This window comes from Mechercharimyces sp. CAU 1602, assembly GCF_024753565.1.
Lineage (GTDB): Bacteria > Bacillota > Bacilli > Thermoactinomycetales > JANTPT01 > Mechercharimyces.
The window spans coordinates 2,140,234-2,151,310 of sequence record NZ_JANTPT010000001.1 but is presented as its reverse complement, the minus strand read 5'-3'; the positions used below and the strand labels follow the sequence as shown (position 1 = coordinate 2,151,310).

General features: G+C 45.2%; 8 protein-coding genes, 16 tRNA genes and 2 rRNA genes. 22 read left to right on the top strand and 4 right to left on the bottom strand.

Annotation, left to right across the window (positions count from 1 at the left end):
- Window positions 1–101: ribosomal RNA gene (locus NXZ84_RS11035) — 23S ribosomal RNA — on the top strand; the annotation flags it as partial.
- 63 nt (window positions 102–164) lie between these two features.
- Window positions 165–281: ribosomal RNA gene (gene rrf / locus NXZ84_RS11030) — 5S ribosomal RNA — on the top strand.
- Between the two features lie 106 nt (window positions 282–387).
- Here the strand turns inward: rrf and NXZ84_RS11025 are convergent.
- The 4 genes from NXZ84_RS11025 to NXZ84_RS11010 all read right to left on the bottom strand — a co-directional run bounded on the left by NXZ84_RS11025 (window position 388) and on the right by NXZ84_RS11010 (window position 3,145).
- Complete coding sequence (locus tag NXZ84_RS11025; RefSeq protein WP_258840290.1) at window positions 388–522, bottom strand: lmo0937 family membrane protein; 135 nt, start codon at window positions 520–522, stop codon at window positions 388–390.
- 88 nt (window positions 523–610) lie between these two features.
- Window positions 611–1,570 carry an ABC transporter ATP-binding protein gene (locus tag NXZ84_RS11020; RefSeq protein ID WP_258840289.1) on the bottom strand — a complete coding sequence of 320 codons (960 nt, stop codon included), beginning with the start codon at window positions 1,568–1,570 and terminating at the stop codon, window positions 611–613.
- Window positions 1,571–1,581: 11 nt separating this feature from the next.
- A complete protein-coding gene (locus NXZ84_RS11015) occupies window positions 1,582–2,364 on the bottom strand; it encodes an ABC transporter permease (RefSeq protein ID WP_258840288.1) in 783 nt (260 codons plus the stop codon).
- 1 nt (window position 2,365) lies between these two features.
- Window positions 2,366–3,145: an ABC transporter permease gene (locus NXZ84_RS11010; protein WP_258840287.1), complete on the bottom strand. Its 780-nt coding sequence runs from the start codon at window positions 3,143–3,145 to the stop codon at window positions 2,366–2,368.
- A gap of 269 nt (window positions 3,146–3,414) precedes the next feature.
- Between NXZ84_RS11010 and NXZ84_RS11005 the strand changes: the two genes are divergently transcribed.
- The 20 genes from NXZ84_RS11005 to NXZ84_RS10910 all read left to right on the top strand — a co-directional run bounded on the left by NXZ84_RS11005 (window position 3,415) and on the right by NXZ84_RS10910 (window position 11,054).
- Window positions 3,415–3,490: transfer RNA gene (locus tag NXZ84_RS11005), tRNA-Asn, on the top strand.
- 1 nt (window position 3,491) lies between these two features.
- Window positions 3,492–3,567, top strand: a tRNA-Thr gene (locus NXZ84_RS11000).
- A gap of 8 nt (window positions 3,568–3,575) precedes the next feature.
- Window positions 3,576–3,651, top strand: a tRNA-Glu gene (locus NXZ84_RS10995).
- A 10-nt stretch (window positions 3,652–3,661) separates the two neighbouring features.
- Window positions 3,662–3,737 (top strand) — tRNA-Val (locus tag NXZ84_RS10990).
- A 6-nt stretch (window positions 3,738–3,743) separates the two neighbouring features.
- A tRNA-Tyr gene (locus NXZ84_RS10985) sits at window positions 3,744–3,828 on the top strand.
- Between the two features lie 16 nt (window positions 3,829–3,844).
- Window positions 3,845–3,919: transfer RNA gene (locus tag NXZ84_RS10980), tRNA-Gln, on the top strand.
- Between the two features lie 13 nt (window positions 3,920–3,932).
- Window positions 3,933–4,008, top strand: a tRNA-Lys gene (locus NXZ84_RS10975).
- A gap of 11 nt (window positions 4,009–4,019) precedes the next feature.
- Window positions 4,020–4,094: transfer RNA gene (locus tag NXZ84_RS10970), tRNA-Gly, on the top strand.
- 75 nt (window positions 4,095–4,169) lie between these two features.
- A tRNA-Asn gene (locus tag NXZ84_RS10965) sits at window positions 4,170–4,245 on the top strand.
- 1 nt (window position 4,246) lies between these two features.
- Window positions 4,247–4,322: transfer RNA gene (locus tag NXZ84_RS10960), tRNA-Thr, on the top strand.
- An 8-nt stretch (window positions 4,323–4,330) separates the two neighbouring features.
- A tRNA-Glu gene (locus NXZ84_RS10955) sits at window positions 4,331–4,406 on the top strand.
- 75 nt (window positions 4,407–4,481) lie between these two features.
- Window positions 4,482–4,557: transfer RNA gene (locus NXZ84_RS10950), tRNA-Val, on the top strand.
- Between the two features lie 6 nt (window positions 4,558–4,563).
- A tRNA-Tyr gene (locus NXZ84_RS10945) sits at window positions 4,564–4,648 on the top strand.
- Window positions 4,649–4,665: 17 nt separating this feature from the next.
- A tRNA-Gln gene (locus NXZ84_RS10940) sits at window positions 4,666–4,740 on the top strand.
- A 13-nt stretch (window positions 4,741–4,753) separates the two neighbouring features.
- Window positions 4,754–4,829: transfer RNA gene (locus tag NXZ84_RS10935), tRNA-Lys, on the top strand.
- Window positions 4,830–4,841: 12 nt separating this feature from the next.
- Window positions 4,842–4,916, top strand: a tRNA-Gly gene (locus NXZ84_RS10930).
- Window positions 4,917–5,071: 155 nt separating this feature from the next.
- Window positions 5,072–5,983, top strand: a complete 912-nt coding sequence (gene rocF / locus NXZ84_RS10925; RefSeq protein WP_258840286.1) for an arginase — start codon at window positions 5,072–5,074, stop codon at window positions 5,981–5,983.
- Window positions 5,984–6,060: 77 nt separating this feature from the next.
- A complete protein-coding gene (gene ppc / locus NXZ84_RS10920) occupies window positions 6,061–8,829 on the top strand; it encodes a phosphoenolpyruvate carboxylase (protein ID WP_258840401.1) in 2,769 nt (922 codons plus the stop codon).
- 205 nt (window positions 8,830–9,034) lie between these two features.
- Window positions 9,035–9,850, top strand: coding sequence for a diadenylate cyclase CdaA (gene cdaA, locus NXZ84_RS10915; protein WP_258840285.1), 816 nt, complete (start codon window positions 9,035–9,037; stop codon window positions 9,848–9,850).
- A complete protein-coding gene (locus NXZ84_RS10910; RefSeq protein WP_258840284.1) occupies window positions 9,843–11,054 on the top strand; it encodes a CdaR family protein in 1,212 nt (403 codons plus the stop codon). The genes cdaA and NXZ84_RS10910 overlap by 8 nt, the downstream gene beginning before the upstream one ends.
- Window positions 11,055–11,077: the final 23 nt, after the last annotated feature.

Below are 11,077 nucleotides of genomic sequence, written 5' to 3'. Positions count from 1 at the left end.
TCAGGTAAGACCCCTTATAGATGATGAGGTAGATCGGTCCGAGGTGTAAGTGTAGCAATACACTCAGCTGACGGATACGAATCGGTCGAGGGCTTACCCTCTAGATCCTCACTCCCTTGACTCCGGCCGAAGTATTTACTTTTGAAGGTGTGAACCTTCACCTGTCTGGTGGCTATAGCGGAGGGGAACCACTCGTTCCCATACCGAACACGATCGTTAAGCCCTCCCGCGCCGATGGTACTTGGGACGCAGGTCCCTGGAAGAGTAGGTCGTCGCCAGGCTACATAACAAACCCCCTTGTTCCTTCTTGGAACAAGGGGGTTTTTCTTTATCTTTTTTAAGTCATTGACTATATAATTATAAATAGAGGTGAAAAATTTTATATATTCATCGTACCAGCTGAACAATAACTAAGACGAGCGCAATGACAAGCAAGATATGGATCAGACCACCGAAACTACGTTTTGTAATAAGACCGAGCAACCAGAGTACCAAGGCGATAACAAAAATTGTCCAGAGCATCTGAAAATCCTCCCTTAAGTAGATTTTTCATTTTTAAGTATCTTGTGTTGCTTTATCTCTTCCCTTGTTTACAAGTTTGAAACATGAGTTAATAAATTTTTTCTATCACCTCTTCTATGTCAGGTTCATCCATCTGAATATCCATTGGTTTTCCCCACATGCTTATATGACGAAGAAGCTCTGCTGCAGAGAGGAGATGACGTTCATAGTGTAAAGTTACGTGCTCTTCTACGATGTCTACCTTTACTCCATCCAATGAAGAGATATTGGGAGGGTGTGCAAAAGTTATGTGCATTTTGCTGGGTAAGCCTACTTTTGCACGTAACTGCTGTAAGTTGCCATCAAGTAATAGCTCGCCGTGGTTAATGACTAAAATACGGTCACACAAATGTTCTATATCATCCATGTCGTGAGTAGTTAAGATGATGGTTTTTCGTTCCTCTTCCTTTAGTGCTTGGAGAAAAGTGCGTATTCTCTTTTTAGCTATTACATCGAGGCCAATAGTGGGTTCGTCTAAAAAAAGCACGTCGGGGTTGTGGATGAGCGCAGCGGCAAGATCAGCGCGCATACGTTGTCCAAGTGAGAGTTTGCGAACAGGAATATGGATGAAGCTCCCGATTTGTAATAAATCATCATACTTCAATAAGAAACTTTGATAGTCTTTAGATGGAATATGGTACATCTTTTGTAATATTTCAAATGAATCACGCAAAGGGAGATCCCACCATAGTTGAGTTCTTTGTCCGAACACAATCCCCATATGCTGTGCAAGTTGTTTTCGTTGTTTGTGTGGATGTAAGCCTGCGACTGAGATGGTACCCTCTGTGGGGTGGAGAATGCCAGCCAACATTTTGATCGTGGTAGACTTCCCAGCTCCGTTAGGACCGATATAGCCAGCGCATTCGCCTTCTTTAATATGAAAAGAAAGATGATGAACTGCTTTGATCGTCTGATATTGGCGAGAAAACAGGGATCGTAAAGAGCCAAATGCTCCGGGCTGTGTCTGGTATACTTTATATTGTTTACTCAGCTGTGAAACTCGAATCACGGTTAATCCTCCTAACTTCCGGTACTACGATAATGCCGGATGCCGATATGCCAGATGTGTAGAGCAATCAAAATGGAAAGGAGGGCGATGAGCGGCGATAGCCATAAACCATGCCAGCTGCCCCCCTTATGCAATAGATAAGCGACAGGGACATACCCCATATAAGCGACAGGAAGGATGGTGAAGAAAAGCCATTTGATCCAGCCAGTGTACACGCTCATAGGATAACTTGCAGCGTTACTCGGTGCGTATAGTGTAAAGGATTGAAAATCACGAGTTCGTTCACTCCAGAAGGCGAGAGTGGCGGTGATTAATCCTAACGAGAAGAGAATTGCTGTTCCACTAAGGAGTGTGATAGGTAGGTAGAGTAATAGTCCCTGTAGATCCCGTACTCCCCACATGAGAGCTAGGGATAGGCATAACACTCCGATTCCCTGTACAATACCTCCTAAGCGGCTGAGGTCTAGATTGCGAGTAAGTAATAGCGTCAAAGGGGAAACTGGGCGAATGAGCAGAGTATCGAAATCGCCTTGGATGAGATAGGTATCAAAATTGTGAATTTCCGGTGCTAGCAGGCGGTAGAGTGACATAGAGATGGTGGAAATACTGTATAGTAGGCCTACCTCGGCAATTGTCCATCCTAAGATGTGATCAAAACGGTATAATATTGCTGCGAGTAACAGAAAGTCGAGCAACATAATCATTCCATACGAAAAAGAGGAGAAGAGAAAATTTCCTTTATATTGCATGCGAGAGCGTAGACTGGCTCCCCATAACGTTAGGAATAAACGCATGTTAACCCCCCTGGACTTCTAATTTACGACGTGCTAGGTGTGTTAAGGCGAGATTAAACACAGGCAGTAAGATAGCCCAAATGAGTGGGAGAAGCAATACATCCCCATCTGCCTTTTCCAAGAAAATCATAGTAGGATGATATAGTATTCCAGCAAAGGGGAGATAGAGCGCCAATTCTGCTAGTGGAGGTGGCAATAAAGAAATGGGTACCATTTGACCTCCTAATCCAAAGAGAAGTGTAAATAAAATCAGATGGGCTCCACTAACTTCAAATGTCCAGCAGGAGGTGATGCCGACGGTATAAAAGAGATTTAAGCTTAGCCATACAGCGAGTAATAGTGAGAATAACGTCCACACATAGGTGAGTTTATCGTGGGGAAGATAAAAACCGACAGTAAAGCTGAAAGCGAGACCGATTGGAATACTGCGGAAACAGAAGTTGTAGAAGAGGCGTCCACTTTCTTGACTAAGTACATAGAGAAAGTAGGAGGTAGGCCGCATCATTTCTAAACTGATCGCACCTGTCCGAACACGTTCTGGGATAAGAAGACCCATGGATAAGAAGACAGTAAACCATAGTATGCATTGAATAAACGCCATGTAATGTGTTATCTCAACACTAGTAAAAGGAGAAGTCTCTTCTTTTCCTTCTAGTGCGGCAACCCAAATAGCGATATAGATGAAGCCAAATATGATACTGCCTGCGTTATTGATAAAATGAGCCAGCCTGTACTGCAATTGCAGTACAAAGTTCTTTTTCAAAAGTTCAAGATAAACCATTCACTACCCCCTCTGTGCAATAATTGTCTAGATAGACGAAGATTTATTATAGCAAGGGTGGGATAAAAATGGAAGGGAATTTATCTTCAAATAACAAAAAAATCTAACTATAAAAAGATATATTGACGTTTTGCATATACCATGGTATATTAATCTCTGTCGCAATAAACTGCTTCTTAGGATCATGGAAGAGCTATTCATCAATATGAAAAAAGTTCTTGCATGATACTAATAAATATGTTAAGATTATAAGCGTCTGTTGTAAATATTCCTCCATAGCTCAATCGGTAGAGCGTCCGGCTGTTAACCGGCAGGTTGTAGGTTCGAGTCCTACTGGAGGAGCCATGCTCCCATAGCTCAGTCGGCAGAGCGCTTCCATGGTAAGGAAGAGGTCATCAGTTCGAATCTGATTGGGAGCTCCAGAAAGTAAGGCCCGTTGGTGAAGCGGTGAACACACCAGCCTTTCACGCTGGCATGCAGGGGTTCGAATCCCCTACGGGTCACCAAATTTATTATGGACGATTAGCTCAGCTGGGAGAGCACCTGCCTTACAAGCAGGGGGTCGGCGGTTCGATCCCGTCATCGTCCACCATTACTCGGAGGGATACCAAAGTGGCCAAATGGGGCGGACTGTAAATCCGCTGGCTTCGCCTTCGCAGGTTCGAATCCTGCTCCCTCCACCACCAAAGTTTGACTTGTTGGGGTGTAGCCAAGCGGTAAGGCAACGGACTTTGACTCCGTCATGCGCAGGTTCGATCCCTGCCGCCCCAGCCAATCAACATAGTACGAGCCATTAGCTCAGTTGGTAGAGCACCTGACTTTTAATCAGGGTGTCGCAGGTTCGAATCCTGCATGGCTCACCATTTTTTTTTGCGCGGAAGTGGCTCAGGGGTAGAGCATCGCCTTGCCAAGGCGAGGGTCGCGGGTTCGAATCCCGTCTTCCGCTCCACTCTCTCATCCTGATTCCGATAAATACATGTTGTATTTGGATGATTGTTGTGGTAAGATAACACCTGTATCCTATTCCTCCATAGCTCAATCGGTAGAGCGTCCGGCTGTTAACCGGCAGGTTGTAGGTTCGAGTCCTACTGGAGGAGCCATGCTCCCATAGCTCAGTCGGCAGAGCGCTTCCATGGTAAGGAAGAGGTCATCAGTTCGAATCTGATTGGGAGCTCCAGAAAGTAAGGCCCGTTGGTGAAGCGGTGAACACACCAGCCTTTCACGCTGGCATGCAGGGGTTCGAATCCCCTACGGGTCACCAGTATAAGTTGTGGCAAGAAGTCGGGGGTCGGATGGACTTATTCCGATCTCCGACTTTTTATATTAGTCCATATAAGGACGATTAGCTCAGCTGGGAGAGCACCTGCCTTACAAGCAGGGGGTCGGCGGTTCGATCCCGTCATCGTCCACCATTATTCGGAGGGATACCAAAGTGGCCAAATGGGGCGGACTGTAAATCCGCTGGCTTCGCCTTCGCAGGTTCGAATCCTGCTCCCTCCACCACTAAAGGTTGACCTTGTTGGGGTGTAGCCAAGCGGTAAGGCAACGGACTTTGACTCCGTCATGCGCAGGTTCGATCCCTGCCGCCCCAGCCAATCAACATAGTACGAGCCATTAGCTCAGTTGGTAGAGCACCTGACTTTTAATCAGGGTGTCGCAGGTTCGAATCCTGCATGGCTCACCATTTTTTTTTTGCGCGGAAGTGGCTCAGGGGTAGAGCATCGCCTTGCCAAGGCGAGGGTCGCGGGTTCGAATCCCGTCTTCCGCTCCATAATAAAAGTCCTCTACACAGTGTAGAGGACTTTTTAGTATGCGAGGTTTTTTCGATTTTTCACCTCTATGGTACAATAAGAGGACAAGGAGCTACTTTTGCTTTTCATTTACATATATCGTGATGATTATTGCAGGCTGGAGGCGAAAAACAACATGAAGAATAAAGAACATCGAGCTATCTCTATTATTGGCGTCCCAATGGATATGGGACAAGGCCGGCGTGGAGTGGACATGGGTCCTAGTGCTATTCGTTATGCGGGAGCAAAAGAGCGATTACTCGCATTGGGGCATCATGTTGAAGATAGAGGGGATATTCAAGTTCCAATTCAAGATGCATCGCATGAAGAAGATCCGAAACACCGTTATCTTAAAGAGGTTGTCGAAGCGAATGAACGACTGGCGGTCGCTGTTTCGGAAGTGATTGAACAAGAGCGTTTTCCATTAGTACTGGGTGGGGATCATAGTATCGCTATTGGAACCATCGCTGGAGTATCTAAACACGTATCCAATTTGGGTTTGATTTGGTTTGATGCGCATGGGGACTTAAATACAGGAGATACATCTCCGTCGGGTAATATTCATGGGATGCCATTAGCGGCTAGTTTAGGTGTGGGCCATCCTGCTCTAGTACAGTGTGGGGGCATCTCACCAAAAGTGAAGCCGGAGAATGTAGTGATTGTAGGTGCGCGTGAACTGGATGTAGGTGAACAAAAGTTGATTGCTGAAATGGGAATCAAAGTGTTTACTATGCACGATATTGACCGCTTGGGTATGGGAGCTGTGATGGAAGAGACCATTCGCATTGTGTCGACGGGTACCGATGGGGTGCATTTGAGCCTTGATTTAGATGGACTAGATCCAGCTCAGTGCCCTGGAGTAGGAACACCTGTTGTCGGCGGGATGACATATCGTGAGAGCCATTTGGCGATGGAAATGTTGGCCTGTGCTAATATCTTATCTTCGGTAGAATTAGTTGAGGTAAATCCCATTTTAGATACGGCAAATCAGACAGCCAAAGTAGCTGTAGGATTAATGGAGTCCATTTTCGGGAAATTAGTATTGTAGCTGTTATAAGGGAGGGGCCCAAACTCGGTTTGGGTCATTCTTTTTTAGATATTTATGAAGTGATTGGAGTGGATAAGATGATGGAAAAGGATCCAAATCAGTCTTTACGTCGTGATGTACGTCTATTGGGATCGACGTTGGGAGAAATCCTAAAATTACAGGGGGGCGAGGAACTCTTTGCTCACGTGGAAAAAATCAGAGAATTGACGAAAGGAATACGATCGACAGAAGATCAAGATTTGATTCAACAATGCAAGGATGAGATGGAACGACTATCACCAACGATGCGTTTGGATGTGATTCGTGCCTTCTCACTCTACTTCCACCTGGTTAATATCGCAGAGCAAAACCATCGAATTCGGAGGCATCGTCATTATAAACAATCGGATGAGCAGCAAGTACAGCCCCACTCGATAGCAAGTGCTATTCGACAATTAAAAGAGAGTGGAGCCGAGGCTGAGGAAATTAAAGCGCTCTTTCCCTATCTTTCATTAGAATTAATTATGACGGCTCATCCCACAGAGGCGGTGCGCAGAACGATATTAGACCTCCATCATCGCATCGCAGACAAGGTATGCAAACTGGATGATTTGCTATTGACGGATAAGGAGCAAGAGCGGATCGAAAGTGAAGTTCATGCAGAGGTAAATGCTTTATGGCAAAGTGATGAACTGCGTCAGCGCAAGCCTCATGTGTTGGATGAAGTGCGCAATGGTCTTTTTTATCTGGACGAGACCTTATTTGAGGTGCTTCCAGAAGTGCATCGAACGTTAGAAGATGCACTGAAACAGTATTATCCAGAAACCAAGTGGCAGGTTCCTACCTATCTTCGCTTTGGTTCCTGGATTGGAGGAGACCGTGACGGTAACCCATCCGTTACCCCAGAAATTACGTGGAATACGCTTGAACTTCATCGGGAGTTAGTGTTGTCTAAATACGAAGAAAAGGTAAATAAATTATTAGAAGTGCTAAGCTATTCCACGCGTCGCATTCACATCACAGCGGAGTTGAAGGAGTCGATCGCACGCGACCGTGAAGAAGTAGCCTTGGAGGATGTGGGTGAAGGGGAATGGAGGAATGAACACGAGCCCTATCGGCGCAAATGTATGTATATGTTAGCTCGTCTGCAGCATACACGAACAGGGGAAAAAGAGAAAGGATCTTATGTGGATTCTGGAGATTTGATTGCTGATTTGGAGAGAATAGCAGACTCCCTACGTAGTCATCACGCAGAGCACGTGGTCGATTTGTACATCTCTAGCTTTATACGACAAGTGGAGCTATTTGGTTTTCACCTAATGACTTTAGATATAAGGCAACACAGTGCTGTTCATGAACAAGCTATCACTGAAATCCTAGCCTCATTAGGAATCGAGAAAGCATACGATCAATTGAGTGAAGAGGATAAGATGAAGCAATTGACGGAGTTACTGGCAGATCCACGCCCACTTACTGCTTCCTTTATGGTATTTTCTGCACAGACGCAAGAATGTTTACGTCTGTTCGAGACAATAAAACAGGCAAAAGAGGAATTTGGAGAAGAGTCGATTCGTAATTATTTGATCAGCATGACTCAGGGGACGAGCGATCTTTTGGAAGTGGTGCTGTTAGCTAAGGAAGTAGGTTTACATCATAAGACAAAGCAAGAAAGCAATGCACGGTTACACGTGGTGCCACTATTAGAAACGATTGATGATCTCCATCGTGCGGAAGAGATTATGCAAGCATATTATGAACATCCAGCGTATATTCCCTATCATCGTGGGGAGCATCCCACCCAAGAGATTATGCTGGGGTACTCCGATAGCAATAAAGATGGGGGCATGATTACCGCCAACTGGGAGTTGTATCGTGCACAGCGTAATTTGAGACAACTCTCCAATCGCTATGGGTTAGAGGTGAAATTTTTTCATGGTCGTGGTGGTGCACTGGGTCGTGGTGGAGGTCCGCTGAATCGTAGTATTCAAGCCACACCTGCGGGCAGTGTACTGGGAGGAGTAAAGATCACAGAGCAAGGGGAAGTTCTCTCTTCTCGCTATGCCTTGAAGCCGATCGCGATGCGAAGTCTGGAGCAAGCCACGTCAGCATTGTTGCTGCAAACTGCAGCAGCACGTTCGGGAGAGGAGCAAGGCCCTCCTGCTGAGTGGATGGACGCGTTCGAAGTGATTTCGGAGGATGCGCGCCAAGTTTATCAACATTTGCTTTTCCAAGATCCAGATTTTATACCATTCTTCCAAGAGGCGACTCCACTCCCAGAGATCGGAGAGTTGAAGATTGGGTCTCGACCTTCACGCCGCAAAAATAGCAGTGCTTTTAGTGATCTGCGTGCCATACCGTGGGTATTTGCATGGACGCAGAGTCGATTCCTCTTCCCCGCTTGGTATGCAGCTGGAACGGCCCTTCAGCGTTATGTGGAGCGAGGAGAAAATAAAGCAGAACAGCTATCGGTGATGTATAAAGAGTGGCCTTTTTTCCGCTCACTAGTAGATAATTTGCAGATGGCTTTAGCAAAAGCTGATCTTTCCATCGCCAAAGAGTATGCTAGCCTGGCGGAACATTTGCCACGCGGAAAAGAGATTTATCAACAGTTAGAAGAAGAGTATTACTTGACCAAAGAAGTGGTTCTTGCAATCACAAAGCAGAATCAACTGTTGGATCATACCCCTGTGATTCGGGAATCGATTCGTTTACGTAACCCCTATGTCGATCCACTTAGCTTTATTCAAGTTAACTTGCTAAGGGATCTGCGACAATTGCGCATTGATGGTGTAGAAGATGAAGAGAGACTGGAACAAGTCTTGCTAACGATTAATGGAATCGCAGCAGGTCTACGGAACACAGGTTGATCCTCAGAAAAGAATAACGTATTATGACTTTGGGATAGTGCAAGTTAATTCGAAATAAGTTTCGTTAAAAACAGTATCTCCCCCTCTTCTTTTTGCGGACGGATACCATGAGGTGTCTACGTGGGAAGAAGAGGGTTATGCTATGATATAATGGAAAAGTGATGAAAGGAATAGCCGATTTCTAACGGGATCGGGGAGGCGGCCTATGGGAGTATTCAACGGAATAGGACAATACTTAAGTGTCATTGTAGATGTTACCATTGTCAGCTATTTAATATATAAGTTACTCCAGTTACTGCGTGGAACCCGCTCTATCCAATTATTAAAAGGGATTTCCGTTGTGGTTGCTGGGTGGATGTTAAGTGCCTTCCTGCAATTATCTACTTTGCGGTGGCTCATCGAAAATTTATTTGAACTAGGATTATTGGTCATTATTATTATCTTTCAGCCTGAACTTCGACGAGCGCTTGAACAGTTAGGTAGAGGACGGCTTTTTTCTAATCGCGGTTCATTAGGAGAAGAGCAGGTGATAACACGAATAGCAGGTGATATCGCCAAAGCAGCAGCCCAATGCTCTGTACAAAAAATTGGAGCGTTGGTGGTGATTGAAAGAGATACGGGTTTATCTGATTATATAGAGACGGGTGTCCCGCTGGATGCCGAGTTGAGTGCTGAATTACTAACCAATATCTTTATGCCGAATGCACCTTTACACGATGGGGCAGTAATTATGCGTAAAGGAAGGGTAGAAGCGGCGAGTTGCTACTTGCCGTTATCAGAAAACCCCTTTATTAGCAAGGAATTGGGTACTCGTCACCGTGCGGGTATTGGGATTACAGAGATGTCTGATGCCATCGCTCTGATTGTTTCGGAAGAGACAGGTCATATATCACTTGCTATTCATGGTCAATTGGAGCGTGGCCTGAGTGAAGAAGAGTTGTTATCACGACTCTATATCGAACTACGCCCTCCAGAGAAGTCTGCGAGCTTTTGGAGTAAAAGGGGGGAGAAGCGTGAATAAATGGCTGAAAAGTGATCGCTTCTTAAAGGTGTTAGCAGTAGGGTTAGCTATGATGTTGTGGGTAATGGTAAACGAGGAAGCATTATTTTTGTCAAATAGAGATGGGTCACCGATGATTATTCAAAACGTTACTTTAGAAGCGCAGTATGATGAGTCGGTGTATAAGTTGGTGGAGGTTCCTAAGACAGTAGATTTAAACTTGTCTGGGGATCGTTCTGTCCTAAATCAGATTTCGCCAGATCAGTACCGAGCATATATTGATTTAAAGAAACTAAAACCAGGAAAGCATGAAAACATTCCTGTTCAGCTAGAAGGTATCCCAGCACGCGCTCGTGCGCAGGTAAATCCAACTTCTGTGACGGTTGTATTAGCTGAATTACAACAAAAAGAGATGAGTATCGATGTAACCGTCGTGGGTAGTCCGCCAGAGGGATACAAAGCAGGCGATCCTGTTCTCAAACCAAGTAAAGTACTGGTGCGCGGTACGGAATCACAGCTGGAAGAGGCAACATCGGTAAAAGCGGTAGCCAATATCGAAGGAGCAAAAGAGACGATAACCAAGTCAGTTGAATTACAAGTTTATGGTGAGGGCGGTCTATTAAAAGATGTGCAGGTTAAACCATCTGTTGTAGATGTGGAAGTGCCTGTAGCCGCTCCCAATACCTCAGTACCGATGAAGATTGATATTGACCGTCAATTGCCTAGTGGCTATGCGATTGCCGATATAGAAGCCAATGTGGATGAGGTGATCGTATATGGTCCAAAAGGGTATATCAAAGAGCTCTCTACTTATACAGGACCTGGCCTTGACTTGTCCGATGTAAAAAGCGATCGTACTTTTGAACTTCCGATCCCAGTGCGGGATGATGCGGTAAAAGTAGAACCCGAGATGGTACGGGTTACGGTAAAAGTGGTTAAGTCGAAGACGAAGAAGGTTGAAGAATTACCGATTAAAGCGAACGGTTTGGATAAAGAGTTGAAGGCGGAAATCTCCAGTACTGAGGGAGATACCATCGCTATACGATTGGAAGGAGCACCTGATCGCTTGAAAAAAGTAAAGAAAGAAGATATTACGGCCTATATTGACGTTGCTAACTTGAAAGAAGGAACGTATAAGCGAAAAGTGCAATTTCAACTTCCACCTTACATTCGCATACAGGGAAATGTAGAAATGGAAGCAACAGTGACGATACAGCAGAAGTAATTGATGCGTTAAGAGGAGGAGCA